Consider the following 16,646-nt stretch of genomic DNA (forward strand, 5'->3'; position numbering starts at 1 on the left):
TTCGTCGTCAACGTCATCCAGCGATGAGATGCAGCTCATCCATCAGGAACGCTATAAAGCGCTTCTGTCAAAGATACCCAAGCCAATGAATCCGAGTTCCGCGTTCTAACCGATCCGACGGATTTCGTCCAGGAATTGAGTAAACGGAGAGTAAGCCGGGTCCTTGCCATCGGTTAGGCTGACGTTTGTGTTCTCTGTTTGCCGCCTGGTTTCCCGGCGGTGCCACATGATCTCGGCCATACGACGGTTCGTTCCCGGCTCCTCGCAGAACCGGACTTGGAGTGTTACACCATCCGGCTCCCAGCTTGAGTCTTCCACCAAGGGACGGGGTAGAGGTCGTGAATGATCCGCGCCGTCGGGAGCATGGGCTTGATGACCGCGTAGAAGCGCTTCCAGGTCAACGAACGCCGTTGGCTGCGCCGGTTGAGCCATTTGAACAACAGGCCCGTCGCGGCGTAGAGGTAACCCGATACGCCCCGGCTATTGCCGCTCACACCGTAATACTGGATGTGTCCGCGCAGATGCCGGATCAGGTATGCCACCATCGCCCGTCCGCCTTGCGCCCGCAGCCCGCGCAAGCGCTCGTTCAAGAGCGCGAGCTTCTTGCGCACCCGCTTGCCGTCGGTCTTGCGCCCGACGACGAAACGCCCCGTCCGGCTCTTCCCGACATAATGGGTGAAGCCGAGGAAGCTGAAGGTCCGCGGTTCGGACGTCTCCGCCCGCGTCCGACCCAGCTGGTCGCTGCCGAAACGCAGCAGTGCCGTTTTGCTCGGCTCGACCTCCAGATCGAACTGCGCCAGACGTGCGGTCATCTTGGTGAGAAAGGCCCGTGCATCGCCTTCGTGCTCGAAGCAGGCCACGTAGTCGTCGGCATAGCGAATCAGGTACGCCCGCCCCGTGCAGGTCCCCGCAAACCGTTTCTCGAACCAGAGGTCGAGCACATAATGCAGGTAGATATTGCTGAGCACGGGCGAGACCAGACCCCCTTGCGGGGCGCCTTCGTCGCTCGCCGTGAACGCGCCGTCTTCCATGATGCCGGCCTTCAGGAACCGCCGCACGATCCGCAACAGATTGGGATCGCCGATGCGGTGCTCCAGGAATTCCATGAGGTGGGAGTGTGACAGATGGTCAAAGAAGCCTTTGATGTCCGCCTCCACCACCCACTGCGTGCGCCCGTTGGTGATGACCTCGGCCACCCGGCGCAGCGCATCGTGCGCGCTGCGGCCCGGCCGAAACCCGAACGAGCAGTCCCGAAACTCCGGCTCCCAAATAGCCTGAAGGATGCGGCCGAGGCGATCTTGGACCAGGCGGTCCTCGAAGCTCGGCACCCCCAACGGCCGATAGCGGCCGTCCCCTTTCGGGATATAGGTGCGCCGCACCGGCAGCGGCCGGTACCCCAGACGGCGAATCCGTGCCGACAGATCCTCCAGACGCGCGTCCAGACCCACTGCATAGTCGTCCTTCCTGACCCCGTCGACTCCGGGCGCCTTGCGTCCGTCCTGGCGCTCGAAGCTTTCGCGCAACCCCTCCGGGTCAAACAGCATGCCCATCAGGGACGTGAACCGCGTGTGCGGCTCCGCGTGCGCCTTCAGTGTGAAACGCTCAAGCTTGCTGGTCACGGTCAGAGTCCTCTCGGTGTAGGGCCGTGTTTCACTCTTGCGTTGTCTCAAACCGCCACCCCTTCGCTCCACCCGCATTACCGGGTATCAACGCTACTCCAGGTGGCTCCGACTTCCGCGCATCGCTGCCCGCGTCCTCGCTTTTGACACTTGTTCGCGGGTGCCCGCCTCCGGCGGACCGATACACGGATCTCCCTGGTTACCGCGTACTCTCGATGTCAGGCTCGATGTGGTCTCGGACCCCGGGGAGTTCCCGTGCCACTCGCCACAGCGCGTCACGGTCTGTTGCCTGCCGGGGGGACAAACCCGTCGGCACTCACCCATGTTCTTTTCGGGGCTCAATACCTTCAAGGTCGGCTCCACCCGTTACCCTTACACCTCGCCTGCTTTCGTGCCTACGCATCGACGCGCCTGTTACCAGCCGCGCCGCAAGGCTCGATACCGGGCTCGTGGCTAGCGATTACCCGGACGGGGGTCCCACCCGCTAGAATACGCAGCCTTGCCAGGCCGCACTGTCCCCGGAACTGGATTGGATGGTGACGCCGAGGATCGGCAAGCCGGTGGAGATCAATGCGCTCTGGTATCACGTGCTGCGGGTGATGGCCGACTTCGCCGAGCGACTAGGTCGCGATCCGCAGCGCTATCGCTGCGCTGCGGATCGGACGCGCCCCGGTTTTGCCCGATTCGTGCGCACGGATGGCATGGGTTTCCAAGATGTTATCGACGGCGCGGACGGCGAGGGCGCGCGCATGTTCTTCACTAAACCGCGTCCCCGCCAAGGGTTGTGGATGCAGCAAACGTCGAACTCACTCGAAAATGAGCATCTCGCTCTGAACGCGGTTTAAGGAGACTCAAGTGAGCGAAGGCCCGATCAACGCCGAGCGCGAACGCCTGGAAGAGGCGCACCTCGGCACCGTCGACTGGCGTCTCTGGGGCCCCTATCTCGCCGAGCGCGCTTGGGGAACGGTGCGCGAGGATTACAGCGCCGACGGCAACGCCTGGGACCACTTCACGCATGAGCAATCGCGCTCGCGCGTCTATCGGTGGAGCGAGGACGGGCTCGGCGGCATCTGCGATCGCGAGCAGCGACTCTGCTTCGCGCTCGCACTCTGGAACGAACGCGACCCCTTTCTGAAAGAGCGCGCCTTCGGGCTCACCGGACCGCAGGGCAATCGCGGCGAGGACGTGAAGGAGTGCTGGTTCTACCGGGATGCGCTGCCCACGGCGAGCTATCTGCGCTATCTCTACAAATATCCGCAAGCGCCCTTCCCCTATCGCGAGCTGATCGAGGAGAACGCCCGGCGCACGCGCGAGGATCCGCCCTACCTGCTCACCGACACCGGCTGCTTCGACGAGCAACGCTATTGGGACGTCGATGTGTTCTACGCCAAGGCCGGCCCGCGCGAGATCCATATCCGCATCTATCTGAAGAACCGCGGCCCGGATACCGCCGAGATCCATCTCTTACCGACCCTCTGGTTCCGCAACACCTGGTCATGGGACGAGGGTGCGCAGACTCCAATGCTGCGGGCGGCAACCGCCCCGAACGGCGCCGCCTGGGCGATCGAGGCGGAGCACCCGACGCTCGGCACCTATCACCTCTACGGCACCCATCCCGCCGAGCTCCTCTTCACCGAGAACCTCTCCAACGCCGAGCTTCTCTGGGGTAGTCCCAACCCTTCACCCTACGTCAAGGATGCCTTTCACCGTCGCGTGGTTCAGGGCGACACGGCAGCGGTCAATCCGGCGCTCACCGGTACCAAGTGCGCGGCCTGGGGCCGTTGGACGGTCGGCCCGCAGCAGCACGCCATGGTCGATCTCGTGCTCAGCGCCGAGCCGCTCGCCGATCCCTTCGCGCGCAGCGAGCGCACGCTCTCCATCCGCCAATCCGAGACCACCGTCTTCTACGACGATCTCCTGCCCGAGGCGAGCGCGACGGACCACCGCATCCTCCGCCAAGCCCTCGCCGGCATGGTCTGGACCCAGCAGTTTTATCACTACGACGTCGAACGCTGGCTCAGCGGCGATCAGCTCCCGCCGCCCCAATCACGCCGGCAGGGACGCAATCGGCATTGGCGCCATCTCAAGGCGCACGACATCATCTCGATGCCGGACGCCTGGGAATATCCCTGGTTCGCCGCCTGGGACCTGGCCTATCACTGCCCTGCCCTGGCCCTGTTGGATGTCGACTTCGCCAAGGATCAGATCGAGCTGATGCTCTCGGATCGCTATCTGCACCCGAACGGTCAGATCCCGGCGTACGAGTGGGGTTTCGACGACGCCAATCCGCCGGTTCACGCGCAAGGCGCACTCAAGGTGTTCCGCGCCGAGCGGGTGCAGCGCGGCACGGGCGACCTGGATTTTCTCGAGCGCGTCTTCCACAAGCTTCTGCTCAACCTCGCCTGGTGGATCAACCGCAAGGATGCCGACGGACACAACCTCTTCGAAGGCGGATTCCTCGGACTCGACAACATCTCGGTCTATGACCGCTCGCGCCCGCTCCCGCCCGGTTACAGCCTCAAACAGGCCGATGCGACCGGCTGGATGGCCATGTTCAGTCTCGACATGACGCTGATCGCACTCGAGCTCTGCGCCAAGGACCGCAACTACGAGGCGATGGCGATCCATTGCTACAAGCAGTTCCTCGCGATCGGCGAGGCGATCGCCGGCAACGCGGAGACCGGAATGCCCTCGCTCTGGGACGAGGAAAAGGGCTTCTTCATGGACCTTTTGGTCACGCCGGACGGGGTCGGTCACCGCATCGAGGTCTATTCCTGGGTCGGCCTCATCCCACTCTTCGCCGCCGAGATCGTCGACCGGCGGCTCCTCGCCAATGCCCCGCGCTTCGCCGACCTGCTGGGAGAACACCAGGGTGGACTCTTCCGCGGCAGCGCCGTCTGTCTCTGTCCGGACTGGGAGAACGACCGCGGCGAGCACCTGCTCGCCTTGGTCGATCACACCATGCTGCCGCGGATCCTGGAACGTCTGCTCGACGAGGAACAGTTCCTCTCGCGCTTCGGGATCCGCAGCGTCAGCCGCATCCACGCAACCCAGACCCATCTCGGCCGTATCCCCGGCATCGGCGATGCGCTGATGGAATACGTCCCCGGCGAGTCCAACTCGCCCCTGTTCGGCGGCAATTCCAACTGGCGCGGCCCCGTGTGGCTGCCGACCAACTACTCGCTCGTGCATGCGCTGGAGAAGTACCACCGCTTTCTCGGACCCGGTTTTCAGGTCCCGGTCGCCTGCAAAGACGGCCAACGGCTCAATCTCGCCGAGATCGCCACCTTGATCGCCGAGCGCCTCGTCGATCTCTACCGACCCCCGAACGGTTCGCCGCCCCCGGCACTCGTGCGCGAGGGTCATCTGCATGAGGACGTCCACTGGCGCGACCTGCTGAGCTTCCACGAGTATTTCCACGGCGAGACCGGCGAGGGCCTCGGCGCCTCGCACCAAACCGGGTGGACCGGATTGCTCGCCAACCTGGTGATGCGCCGCTATAGGAAGGACATCACCCCTTGGAGCGGGCTGGACCGCGGGACCGAGGCCGCGCCGATCGACGAGCTTGCGTGACGGCCAAGGCGATTCCCTGACCATTCGATCCCCGTAGGGTGTGCTGACGATAGGAAGCACAACGTCTTCCGACGCTCGCTTGTGCTTCGTGCGGCTCGACATCACGATTTCCGGAATTCGCCTCAGGCCGCCGTCGTACTCCGAACAGCCCCGTCGCCGGGCATCGGTAGGCCGGCACAGCCGAAACGCCGACACCTGCCTGTTTCATGGCGATACAGAAACACAACAGCCCGAAAGCAAGACGACGACCCGCCGAAACCCGCCCGATACCTCCGCCGCCTAGTCTTCTCGGTAAGCAAGTCGATCACGCCAGATCACCGAGGAGGCCCAAGATGACCGTTCAACAGCTGCAAACCAAAGCCGGTCGCGAATGGTGGGGCTCGCAAGAGCTGCAACGGACCTACCCCACACCCGAGTTCTACTGGTGGGAGAAGTACCAGCGGATCTACTGCCCGGAATGTCGGGCCGATGCACGACTCCTCCACGACGCGCGCCCGATCCCCTTCGGCGGTTCGAGCCGATCCATCCACTGACGACACGCACCGCTGCCTCGGCGGTGACGACCTCGGTCGGCACCGCTGCGCCGCGCGTGTCCGCGTCATCGACCCCGCTCTGCCCCCGGAGACAGACTCATGCACCCGACCTCGCCAACCCCGAAGACCATCGGCCTGACCGCCTTGGCGATGATCGCCTTCGCCGCGAACTCCCTGCTCTGCCGCATGGCCCTGGGCGAGGGCATGATCGACGCGGCGAGCTTCACCCTGATTGGGCTCGGCTCGGGCGCACTCGTCCTCCTGCCCTTGGCGGCCTTGGCGAGACGTGCGGCGACGCCCGCTCGGCCCGACTGGGTCGCGGCCGCCGCCATGTCCGTCTATATGATCTGCTTCTCCTTCGCCTATCTCGCGCTCGGCGCCGGGCCGGGCGCACTGATCCTGGCGGGCTCGATCCAGATGACGATGCTGATCGCCGGACTGCGCGCGGGGGAGCGGCTTCGGCCGGCGGGCTGGGTCGGACTGGGGCTGGTCTTCCGGCAGCAGGACGCCACGCGGCTGCCGAGGCCGACGCCGGCCCGAGACGATCGCGCCCGCTTACCGCGTCCGCATCGGAGCATCGGTCGCCCTCTGCATGCACCCCCTCGCCCGGCGTCCACGCAGGCCCTGCGACCGGAGCCGGTTGGTTGACTGCTATACTCTTTTCACGCAAGCGGACTTGGAGTCCTTCACGCGCGCCGGGGCGTCCTGGCCGAAGGCGGACGACTGACCGCTGATCGCAGACAAGACGCGGGGCAACCCGATGAACGACACATCGCTTGAATCCCCGGTCGTGCTGGTGGTCGACGACGACCCGGACGTGCGCGACCTCATCGAGGACTATCTGTCGGGACAGGGCTACCGCGTCCTGTGTGCCCCGGACGCGGGCACTGCACGCGGCCTGCTCGAAACCCAATCACCCGAGGTCGTCCTGTTGGACGTGGGACTGCCCGGCGAGGACGGGCTCACCCTCGCCCGTTTTATCCGGGAACGGCTGGACATCGGCATCATCATGGTCTCGGGCGCCGGAGAGACCCTGGACCGGATCGTAGGTCTCGAGGTCGGCGCCGACGACTATCTCGCCAAGCCCTTCGACCTGCGTGAGCTGAAGGCCAGACTGAAAGGGATCTGTCGCCGGTATCGGCGAACCGCACCCCGGTCCGCCGATGCGACGCTCCCCGCCGAGACCGAGACGCGACGCATCCTCTTGGGACGCTGCTGGCTCGATCTCGATACCCGACAGCTCTTCGATCCGGACGGTGCCGAGCTGCCGCTGACCTCGATGGAGTTCGAGCTGCTCAAGCTGTTCGTCGAGCGCCCGAACCGACCGCTGACACGGGATCAGATCCTCTCCATCACCCAGAATCGCGACTGGTCCCCCTACGATCGCAGCATCGACATCCGCATCGCCCGCCTGCGGCGCAAGATCGAGCCCGACCCCGAGCATCCGGCGCTCATCCGCACGGTTCGGGGGCACGGGTATATGTTTGTCCCCGCAAGACCCGGCTGAGCCGGGGGTCGACAACGACCCGGTTTCGGCCAAGGGACGGTTCAAGTTTGTTTCGGTTTTGTATCCTTTGTTATCCCTTTGTCACCCCTTTGTCACCCCTTTGTGAAGCTGCCGCTTAGGCCGTTTGCCCGGTGCTAGACTCAGCGTTAAACCGCGTCCAGAGCGAAATGCGTCATTTTCACGCTGTGTTCAGCGTCGGGGGCTTCCTCGATCTTGGCGAGACGCGGTTTAAAATTTAATCTTTTTATGACTTTAAACCGCGCCGGCTCCGACAGTCGTCGGAGCTGGCGCGGCCAAGCCATTCTAACGCATGACGCATACCGCACCGGGCGCGGTTTAAGAGATCCGATGCCATCCGGAGACGGAGTCGCTCAACCATGCGGGCACACGACATCGATCAGAGCGCCGGCCACGCGCACGACGAGGGCGGCCGGCAAACCGCAGGCGCCGATTCGCTGCGGCTGTCCGGGCAAGCACCCGAGCCGCAACCGGCGTCGGAGGTCATGGACCGGCCCACCCGCGAACGGATCGAGCAGGCCCTGCGGCATGTCGCCCTCGGGGTCTGCGCAGCCAGCGGCGAGACCCTCTTCCAAACGATCGTCGACTCGCTGACCCAGACCCTCGGGGTCGACATGGCCTTCATCAGCGAGCTGCCGGCCGGTTGCGACACCCATGTCGGCACCCGCGCCGTCAGCAATCGTGGCCAAGCCATGCCCAATCTGGAATACGGGCTGGCCGGTACACCCTGCCGACGGGTGCTGGACAAGGGCTTCCAGTTCATCGGAGATGATCTCTCGCGGCACTTCCCGGGCGACACCATGCTGAGCGACCTCGGAGCCGTCGCCTACGCGGGCTATCCCCTCCTGGACTCGGCCAAGCGTCCCATCGGTCTGGTCGCACTCCTGCATCGCGAGCCCTTGACCGACCCCGGGCTGATCGAGGCGGTCCTGCAGATCTACTCGGTCCGGGCCGCGGCCGAGCTCGATCGGCAACGCTCCGAGGCGAGCTATCGCGCCATCTTCGAGGCCGCCGAGGACGCCATCTTCGTTCACGACCTGGCAACCGGGGCGATCTGCGACGCCAACCCCGCGGCCTGCCGGATCTACGGCTATGCACACGAGGAGATGGTCCGTCTCAATCCCGCGCAACTCTCTTCCGGCATCCCGCCCTACGATCAGGCCGGTGCCGCCCGATGGATCGGGTTGGCGAGCGCCGGCGAGCCGCAGCGCTTCGAATGGCACCGTCGCAACCAGGACGGCAGCCTGCATTGGGACGAGGTGACCCTCAAACGCACCACCCTCGGCGGCATCGACCGGCTGGTCGCCATCACCCGCGAGATCACCGAGCGCAAGCGCATCGAGGAGACCCTGAGAGCCACGGTCGAGGCCGCCCTGGACGCCGTCATCGGCATGGACGGCGCAGGCAACATCATCGCCTTCAATCCGGCCGCGGAGCAGACCTTCGGCTATCGCCGCGAGGAGGCGATCGGCCGACCGCTGGCCAACCTGATCGTCCCCGAGCGCTTCCGCGACGCCCACCGCGCAGGCATGGAGCGCTATCGCCAAGACGGCCAAGGCCCCATGCTGGGCCGACGCGTGGAGGTCATCGCCTGTCGCGCCGACGGCAGCGAGCTGCCCGTCGAGCTTGCCATCGACCGGGCGCAAGGACCGGAAGGCGACTTTTTTGTCGGCTATCTGCGCGACATCACCGCGCGCAAGCTCGCCGAGGAGGAGCACGCCCGACTCGAAGCGCAACTGCGCCAGGCCCAGAAGATGGAGGCGATCGGCCATCTGGCCGGGGGCATCGCCCACGACTTCAACAACATCCTGACCGGCGCCATGGGCTATGTGACCCTGGCCCAAGAGCTGACGCGCGACCACGGGGATGTGAAGCTCGACCGGTATCTCGACCGCGCCCAGCGGGCGAGCCAGCGCGCCCGGGACCTTATCCAACAGCTCCTCACCTTCAGCCGCGGCCGGCGCGGCGACCCGCGTCCGCTCGACCTGGCGCCCTTGGTGCGCGAGACGCTGCGGCTTCTGGGCGCGACCCTCGCCGCCGAGGTCGAGATCGAAACACGGCTGCCGCCCGGCCTGCCCCGGGTGAATCTGGACCCGGTCCAGGTCGAGCAGATCCTGGTCAATCTGTGCATTAATGCGCGCGACGCCATGTCGGGCAACGGTCGTCTGGAGATCGAACTCGCCCGCGAGCATCTCGGCGGCACCGTCTGCTCCTCCTGCCGGCAAAAGGTCCGGGGCGACTATCTGGTCCTGAGGGTGAAAGACACGGGATGCGGGATCGACCCCGTGCACCTGGATCGGCTGTTCGAGCCCTTCTTCACCACCAAACCGAGCGGTCAGGGCAGCGGCATGGGACTCGCCGTGGTGCACGGCGTCGTGCATGAGTACGGCGGACATCTCTGCGTGGAGAGCGCCCTCGGCGAGGGGACCCTCTTCAGGGTTCTCTTTCCGCCCATCGCGATCGAGGACACGACGGTGCCGAAGTCGCAATCGACCGAATCGGACCCGACACCCGCGCCGGCACGCCTGCGGGGTCGCGTTCTCCTCGTCGATGACGACGACCTGGCCGGCGGGCTGATGCTCGACGTCTTGGAGGATCGGGGCCTCGATGTCGTCTTGGTGATGAACGGCGAGGAGGCCTTCGCCGCCCTGTCCACTGCGACGGAACCCTTCGATCTGGTCATCACCGACCAGGCCATGCCGCGGATGACGGGGCTCGAGCTGATCCGACGGATCCGTCCGACCCACCCCGATCTGCCCATCATCCTCTATACCGGCAACGCCGATGCCCTGGATGCCGGGGAGGTCGAAGATGCCGGTGTCCGTGCCTTGGTTCGCAAGCCAGTGGACGTGGCTGCGCTGGGGGCGTTGCTGAGGGACCTGCTGACTTGAATCCGGAAGCGCGGTGGCGAGGTCGGGGCGCCTCCGTCGCGCGTAGCCACCCTCCGGGATCCCCGCAGACCTTGAGCCCAGCCCCTTTTGTTTCCCCCGGGGTTCGCTATTGCTCACACCAACCTGCGCGGACTGCCCTTGTCTCCCTCCCGCCGACCGGCTAACCTCGAGCACATCGCCGGTCAACGAGCCCAGAGCGAAAACCTCATGCACGCCAACGCATTGCCACCCCCGCGTCCGCATCCTGTCACCACGCAGGAGTTCTTCCGCATGGGCGAGGCCGGCGTGCTCGACCCGGAGGCGAGGATCGAGCTGATCGAAGGAGAAATGATCGACATGCCGCCGATCGCACCGCCTCACGCCAGTCGCACCACGCGACTGACCCTGCTGCTCATCGAGGCCATCGGACGGCGGGCCGTCGTCTCCACCCAAAACCCGATCCTCCTCGGTGATCTCAGCGCACCTCAGCCCGACATCGCGATCCTCGAGCCGCGGGACGACTTCTACAGCTCGGATCATCCGCAGGCCGAAGATGTCCTTCTGGTCATCGAGGTCGCCGACAGCAGCGTCCGCTACGACCGCAACCGAAAACTGCCGCTGTACGCCCGCCACGGTATCCCCGAGGTCTGGCTCATCGACATCCCTGCGCGCGCCATCTGGGTCCACCGAGCCCCCGAGAACGGCGTCTACCGAACGTCTTTTCAGCTTGGCCCGCCGTATCGGATCAGCCCCGCGATGCTGGACGGCGTGGAACTGGAGCTTGGCGCACTGGTGAACGACGGTGGCACGTGAATGAGAATCCGATGCCCGTCTTGTGCATTTCACCGGCTGAGCTGCAGGTACCTGACCGGCTTTTAATCCAACCGGTTAAAGCACAACTCGACCCTGATCCGCTCCTGGAGATCGCCCGTGTCCATCCTCTCTCTGCCCCCGCAAAAGCAACTGACCACCATGCTTGGCCATCCGGTCGCCGAGAACCCCATCGACCGCATGTTCGACGCCGTCTACGCCCACCACGGCCTTCATTGGCAGTTCTGGAAATGCGACCTCCCCACGGAAGACCTGTTGCCGGCGGCCATTGCCGGGGTCCGTGCGTTGGGATTCGCAGGGGCGTGCATCACGGTGCCTTACAAGGTGGCGTCCATCCCCTTCCTCGACGAGGTCGATGCGGATGTGCAAGCGATCGGCGCCGCCAATTACATGACCATTGATGCGGGCCGGCTGATCGGCCACAACAACGACGGCAAGGGCGTCGTCAAGGCCATCGAAAAGGTCACGCCGATCGCAGGGAAGCGAGTGGCCATGCTCGGCGCCGGCGGTGCCGGGCGGGCCATGGCCGTCGAACTGGCCTGGGCTGGAGCGTCCCACCTGACCCTCATCACCCGGCGCCAGGCACAAGGCGAGGAGGTCGCCGCCACGGTCACCCGCGCCTCGGGCGTGCCCGCCGTCTGGCGACCCTGGGTCGGCGAAGCGCGGATCCCCGACGGCACCCAGATCCTCATGAACGCCACGCATCTGGGCTGTGCGCCCGAGCTGGAATCCATCCCGATCAATTGGGACCAGATCACCCCGGCCACCACCCTTGTCGATGTGATCACCAATCCGCGCATCACCCCGTTCCTGCGGACGGCTAAGGACAAGGGCTGCCCCGTGGTTGACGGTGTCGACATGCTGGTTCAACTGGCGATGCAGATCTTTACCGCCTGGACGAACATCGCGGCCGATGAGGCAGTGTTTCAGCGGGCAGTCGCGCAGGCATTGGGCGAGATGTCCTGACGCCGGCATGGCCGTGATGAGATCCTATTGAAGGACATCAGGGCCTGCCTGCAAACAGGCACCCCTCGGGAACGAATCGTCTGTAGCCGCGCGTCGACCGGCGCGTTTCCAGCAAGGGCCGACCCTTTGCCCCGCCGCCTTTTCCCGGGCATCTCGGCCCGGTAACCTCGTAGCGGAAGCGCTCGGCGATCATCCGCCGCTCCACCTGCTGACGCACCGAGTCAATGTAGTTCACGCGCTTGATGCGCACGTCGTCGAGATCGATGCCGAGGTCCGGCATTGAGGTGCCCGGCAGTCGGCTCGGAAGGTCGTGCGGTTGATTTTGGTCTGACGGTTTGTGTAAGGTCTCACAGACTCGACTTTGGCCAATCTAGGCGGTCGCCGCGAGCTGCTCCAGCAGGCGATCGAGGCGCTTGGACGAAATTAGGACCATCTCCCCCTCGGGCGGTGAGTTGGCGTCATTCTCCTCGGCCCAGATCGTGCGCCGAACCAAGGCCAGGCAATCCGAGAAGGTCGCATGGGACTTGAGATACCGGCCGGTGGAGCGCGGCATCGCGATACATCCCCTTCGCCCGAATGCGCGCACCCTTGCGCCGCTCCAGCGTCTCGTCGACCGCCACCACGATCGGCACCTGCGCCGGCAACATCCCGAGCAACAGCCCCGGCAGAATCCGCGCCACCTGCCGCGACGACCAGCGCGCCCGATTCAGCACCCGATGGTCACGCTCGAAGCGCCGCTCCGCGTTCAGTCCCATCGCCCGCAGCGCCGCCGTCACCGTGCGCGGCCCTTGCGCGAGCAGCGTTCCCGCCAGCAGGACGTGCAGATGCGCCAGGGTCGGCGCGGTGAAGAGGCAGGCAAAGGGCTGTAGAACAGATACAATCGAGGCTGGCAGAGGGAGCATCCGCGGGCATGTCCGGGTTTTGGTCGACATCGGACGATACCGCCCGCGGCCCTCTGCCGCCACATCGATCGGGTCCGTCACTGTCGCTCTGGGGCACCTCGATGCCCTCTCGCCGAGGCTCGGAAATGGCCAAAGTCGAGACAGAGTCAACCTGGTTGATCTTTGGTGGTGAGCGCTATCCGTCGCTGCTGCTGCCACGGGCCGGTCGTCGCCGCCCGGGCGTTTCGTCATTACCAATCTGTATTGTCCCGGCAGCAGTCGCCAAACGAGGACCAAGACCTGGATTTCTATGATCATCATCGAACAACTGCTCACCGTCCTTGACCGCCCGACCCTGGATTGGATCGCCGATGGACTCGCCATCGCGCTGCTGGCTGGTTACCACCTTTACCTGCGCTGGCTCGTCGCCGCGCATCCCGAACGCTCCTACCACGAGCGCGCGAACGCGCTGCACCATGCCTGGGTGGAGGTGACGCGGGAGCTGGGCGATCACGGCATCCTGGCGGTCAACACCCTGCGCAACTGGGTGCTCTCGGCGAGCCTGTTCGCCACCGTGACCTTCTTACTCGGCCTCCTGGTGGTCGGCTTCGCGCTGCAAGGCTCGGGACTCGAGCGCCTGTCTCAGGCGCTCAGCCTGGCGTCGACCGGGGAAGCCGCCGTGCAGGCCAAATTGCTCCTGCTCGCGGCGCTGTTGTTCACCGCCTTCGTGCGCTTCGCCCTGGCGGTGCGTGACTACAACCAGACCGCGCTGCAGATCAGTATTCCCGATGCGCATTTTCGCGGGCTGGCCATCGAGACCATTGCCGATACCCTGAATCGCGCCGGCAACCACTATCACCAGGGCACACGCACCCTGCTGTTGGGGCTGCCGGTGTTGCTCTGGCTGATCGGCGCCGAGTGGTTTCTGCTCGGCGCCATCCTCACGCTGGTGCTCCTGCGTGGCTTCGACCTGCGTGCCGATGCGCAGTCTTTGCGCGCGCCGCCGTCTGCCGCCGAGGGCACGGTTGTCGGCGACCCGCACGCGCTCGAGGCCAGCGATGTGCTGGCGGCCCTGCACAGTCAAGAACAGGGCCTCAGCGGTGACGAGGCGGCGCGGCGGCTGGAAGCCGTCGGTGAGAACCGGCTGCCGGAACCGCCGCGAGACGGCCCCATCAAGCGCTTCTTCAAGCATTTTCACGATGTGCTGATCTACATCCTGCTCGCGGCCGCGATGGCGACCGCGTTCATGGGGCATTGGATCGATACCTGGGTGATCCTGGGTGTGGTGCTGATCAATGCCATCGTCGGTTTCGTCCAGGAAGGGCGCGCCGAGGAGGCGCTGGCCGGGATTCGCAAGATGCTGTCGCCGAGCGCATTGGTGCGACGCGATGGCGCTTGGAGCGAGATCGATGCCGCGCTTCTAGTGCCGGGCGACGTGGTGCGCCTGCGCGCCGGCGACCGCATCCCGGCCGATCTGCGCCTACTCGAGGCGGCCAATCTGCGCGTCGAGGAATCGGCGCTGACCGGCGAGTCGGTGCCGGCCTCCAAGCGCGTCGCGCCGGTGAGCGATGATGCCGGCATCGGCGATCGCTTCAGCATGGGCTATTCCGGCACCCTGGTGGCTGCCGGCAGCGGCCTCGGCGTGGTCACCGCCACCGGCCCGCACACCGAAATCGGCCGCATCAACCGCATGATCGCCGAGGTCCAAACCCTGGTCACGCCGCTGATCCGCCAGATGGGCGCCTTTGGCCGGGTGCTCTCGGTCGTGATTCTCGGCCTTGCGGCGGGCATGACCCTGGCCGGCTGGCTGCTCCACCAATGGGGCTGGGGTGACCTGATGATGGCGGCGATCGGCTTCGCGGTGGCGGCGATCCCGGAAGGCTTGCCGGCCATCATGACGATCACCCTTGCGCTCGGCGTGCAACAGATGGCGCAGCGCAACGCGATCACCCGCAAGCTGCCGGCGGTGGAGACGCTCGGCTCGGTGACGGTGATCTGCTCGGACAAGACCGGCACCCTGACGCGCAACGAGATGACCGCGCGCCACCTGATCAGCACCCGCGGTCAGTACGATATCGCAGGGGTGGGTTACGCGCCGGACGGGCATCTCTCGTTCGACGACACACACATCGAGCTGTCTGAGCATGCCGACCTGCAGGCCCTGATCGAAGCGTTTGCGGTCTGCAACGACGCCGATGTGGTCGAGGACGCGGGGCAATGGCGCCTGATCGGCGAGCCGACCGAAGGCGCCTTGCGTACCCTGGGGCTGAAGGCCGGCTTCGACACCGCCGGCTACCGGCGCCGGGCCGAGATCCCGTTCGACTCCGAGCATAAGTTCATGGCCACGCTCGAGCAGTTGCCAAAGCAGGGACCGGAGCAAGAGCAAGAACAGGAGCAGCGCACGCGCATCCTGATGAAGGGCGCGCCCGATCGCCTGCTCGATCGCTGCGCGCACCAGCGCGGCGTCGACGGCCAGCCCGAGCCGCTCGAGCGCGTCTTTTGGGAGGGCGAGGTCGAGCGCCTCAGCGCCAAGGGCCTGCGCGTGCTGGCCGCCGCCGCGCGCGCAAGCGACGCCGATAAGACCGATCTGCAGCTCGCCGACCTCGACGACGAGCTGCTCTTCCTCGGCTTGGTCGGCATCATCGATCCGCCGCGGCCGGAGGCCATCGAGGCCATCGCCACCTGTCACTCGGCCGGCATCGAGGTCAAGATGATCACCGGCGATCATCTCGGGACCGCCACGTCCATCGGCCGCGAGATGGGCATCGGCGAGCACCGTGGCGCCATCTCCGGGGCGCAACTGGAGGCCGCGGACGACGCGGAACTGCGACGTCTGGTCGCCGAGCATGACATCTTCGCCCGCACCAGCCCCGAGCATAAGCTGCGTATCGTCAAGGCCCTGCAAGCCAATGGCGAGGTCGTGGCGATGACCGGCGACGGCGTCAACGACGCACCGGCGCTCAAGCGCGCCGATGTCGGCGTGGCCATGGGCATGAAAGGCACCGAGGCGACCAAGGAAGCCGCCGAGATCGTCCTCGCCGACGACAATTTCGCCTCGATCAGCCGTGCAGTCGAGGCCGGGCGCACCATCTACGACAATCTGCGCAAATCGATCCTGTTCATCCTGCCGACCAATGGCGCCCAAGGGTTGGTGATCCTCGCCGCGATCCTGTTCGGCTTCGAGCTGCCGCTTTCGCCCGTGCAGATCCTGTGGGTGAATATGATCACCTCGGTGACGTTGGCGCTGGCGCTGGCTTTCGAGCCTGCCGAGCCCGGCGTCATGCGCCGCCCGCCGCGCCGCCCGGATGCCGCCATCCTCGGCGCTTATGCGCTGTGGCGCATCCTGCTGGTGTCACTGATCATCGGCGTTGCCACCATCTTGATCTTTCTGTACGAGATGGACCGCGGGCAAGGGCTGGCGGTGGCCCAGACCATGGCGGTGAATACCCTGGTGGTGGGGCAGATCTTCTACCTGCTCAACAGCCGCTTCCTGCTCGAGTCCAGCCTGCGGTTGCGCTTCTGGCTGACCAATCCGGCGGTCTGGATCGCGATCTCAATCATGCTGCTGCTGCAGGCACTGTTCGTCTATGCCCCCTTCATGCACCTGTGGTTCCACACCGCCGCGCCGCAACCAAGGGATTGGCTACTCCCGCTGGGCATTGGCGTGGCCGTGCTGTTGATCGTGGAGCTGGACAAAGCCGTTGCGCGCGCCGTCTCGGCGCGCGCCCGGCGGCGCCGGAGTGCTGGCTGATGAGTAGCTGGTGTTTGCTCCGGACTCAGCGCCGGCGGCCGCTATGGGCCGCTATGGGTGATCACCAATCTGTCGCGGATGCTGGCCGTGCAAGGTC

General features: G+C 65.7%; 12 protein-coding genes. 9 read left to right on the forward strand and 3 right to left on the reverse strand.

The features are described from left to right. Positions 1-284: 284 nt before the first annotated feature. A complete protein-coding gene (ltrA, locus tag BDD21_RS25570; RefSeq protein ID WP_120799562.1) occupies positions 285-1,619 on the reverse strand; it encodes a group II intron reverse transcriptase/maturase in 1,335 nt (444 codons plus the stop codon). Positions 1,620-2,152: 533 nt separating this feature from the next. Between ltrA and BDD21_RS25580 the strand changes: the two genes are divergently transcribed. From BDD21_RS25580 to BDD21_RS25615, 8 genes are all read left to right on the forward strand, one after another. Continuing rightward, entirely contained in the window at positions 2,153-2,464 is a 312-nt protein-coding gene (locus BDD21_RS25580) for an amylo-alpha-1,6-glucosidase (protein WP_120799563.1), read from the forward strand. A 10-nt stretch (positions 2,465-2,474) separates the two neighbouring features. Beyond that, positions 2,475-5,192: an MGH1-like glycoside hydrolase domain-containing protein gene (locus tag BDD21_RS25585; RefSeq protein ID WP_120799564.1), complete on the forward strand. Its 2,718-nt coding sequence runs from the start codon at positions 2,475-2,477 to the stop codon at positions 5,190-5,192. A gap of 332 nt (positions 5,193-5,524) precedes the next feature. Then, the gene (locus BDD21_RS25590; RefSeq protein WP_120799565.1) at positions 5,525-5,725 is read left to right on the forward strand and encodes a hypothetical protein; all 201 of its coding nucleotides are present in this window, start codon (positions 5,525-5,527) and stop codon (positions 5,723-5,725) included. 99 nt (positions 5,726-5,824) lie between these two features. Then, positions 5,825-6,373 (forward strand): hypothetical protein, encoded by a 549-nt coding sequence (locus BDD21_RS25595; protein WP_120799566.1) that lies wholly within the window; start codon positions 5,825-5,827, stop codon positions 6,371-6,373. 112 nt (positions 6,374-6,485) lie between these two features. Further along, positions 6,486-7,232 carry a response regulator gene (locus BDD21_RS25600; RefSeq protein ID WP_120799567.1) on the forward strand — a complete coding sequence of 249 codons (747 nt, stop codon included), beginning with the start codon at positions 6,486-6,488 and terminating at the stop codon, positions 7,230-7,232. Between the two features lie 377 nt (positions 7,233-7,609). Further along, entirely contained in the window at positions 7,610-10,141 is a 2,532-nt protein-coding gene (locus BDD21_RS25605) for a PAS domain S-box protein (protein WP_120799568.1), read from the forward strand. A gap of 207 nt (positions 10,142-10,348) precedes the next feature. After that, positions 10,349-10,933: a Uma2 family endonuclease gene (locus tag BDD21_RS25610; RefSeq protein WP_120799569.1), complete on the forward strand. Its 585-nt coding sequence runs from the start codon at positions 10,349-10,351 to the stop codon at positions 10,931-10,933. Between the two features lie 117 nt (positions 10,934-11,050). After that, the gene (locus BDD21_RS25615; RefSeq protein WP_245969839.1) at positions 11,051-11,917 is read left to right on the forward strand and encodes a shikimate dehydrogenase family protein; all 867 of its coding nucleotides are present in this window, start codon (positions 11,051-11,053) and stop codon (positions 11,915-11,917) included. Between the two features lie 37 nt (positions 11,918-11,954). Here the strand turns inward: BDD21_RS25615 and BDD21_RS28435 are convergent, their stop codons facing one another. Together BDD21_RS28435 and BDD21_RS28120 are read right to left on the reverse strand one after the other, a co-directional pair. Continuing rightward, positions 11,955-12,197, reverse strand: coding sequence for a hypothetical protein (locus BDD21_RS28435; RefSeq protein ID WP_211335170.1), 243 nt, complete (start codon positions 12,195-12,197; stop codon positions 11,955-11,957). Between the two features lie 178 nt (positions 12,198-12,375). Next, positions 12,376-12,819, reverse strand: a complete 444-nt coding sequence (locus BDD21_RS28120; protein ID WP_170164906.1) for a transposase — start codon at positions 12,817-12,819, stop codon at positions 12,376-12,378. Positions 12,820-13,108: 289 nt separating this feature from the next. Here BDD21_RS28120 and BDD21_RS25630 point away from each other — a divergent pair, with 289 nt between their 5' ends. Further along, a complete protein-coding gene (locus BDD21_RS25630; RefSeq protein WP_120799570.1) occupies positions 13,109-16,549 on the forward strand; it encodes an HAD-IC family P-type ATPase in 3,441 nt (1,146 codons plus the stop codon). The last annotated feature ends 97 nt before the right edge of the window (positions 16,550-16,646 follow it).

Source organism: Thiocapsa rosea, assembly GCF_003634315.1.
GTDB classification, from domain to species: domain Bacteria; phylum Pseudomonadota; class Gammaproteobacteria; order Chromatiales; family Chromatiaceae; genus Thiocapsa; species Thiocapsa rosea.

What these genes read in the sequence shown, in the direction of transcription:
- BDD21_RS25580 (WP_120799563.1), top strand. Translation starts at nt 2,153, where the DNA reads ATGGTGACGCCGAGGATCGGCAAGCCGGTGGAGATCAATGCGCTCTGG.
- BDD21_RS25590 (WP_120799565.1), top strand. Translation starts at nt 5,525, where the DNA reads ATGACCGTTCAACAGCTGCAAACCAAAGCCGGTCGCGAATGGTGGGGC.
- BDD21_RS25595 (WP_120799566.1), top strand. Translation starts at nt 5,825, where the DNA reads ATGCACCCGACCTCGCCAACCCCGAAGACCATCGGCCTGACCGCCTTG.
- BDD21_RS25600 (WP_120799567.1), top strand. Translation starts at nt 6,486, where the DNA reads ATGAACGACACATCGCTTGAATCCCCGGTCGTGCTGGTGGTCGACGAC.
- BDD21_RS25605 (WP_120799568.1), top strand. Translation starts at nt 7,610, where the DNA reads ATGCGGGCACACGACATCGATCAGAGCGCCGGCCACGCGCACGACGAG.
- BDD21_RS25610 (WP_120799569.1), top strand. Translation starts at nt 10,349, where the DNA reads ATGCACGCCAACGCATTGCCACCCCCGCGTCCGCATCCTGTCACCACG.
- BDD21_RS28435 (WP_211335170.1), bottom strand. Translation starts at nt 12,197, where the DNA reads ATGCCGGACCTCGGCATCGATCTCGACGACGTGCGCATCAAGCGCGTG.
- BDD21_RS28120 (WP_170164906.1), bottom strand. Translation starts at nt 12,819, where the DNA reads ATGCTCCCTCTGCCAGCCTCGATTGTATCTGTTCTACAGCCCTTTGCC.
- BDD21_RS25630 (WP_120799570.1), top strand. Translation starts at nt 13,109, where the DNA reads ATGATCATCATCGAACAACTGCTCACCGTCCTTGACCGCCCGACCCTG.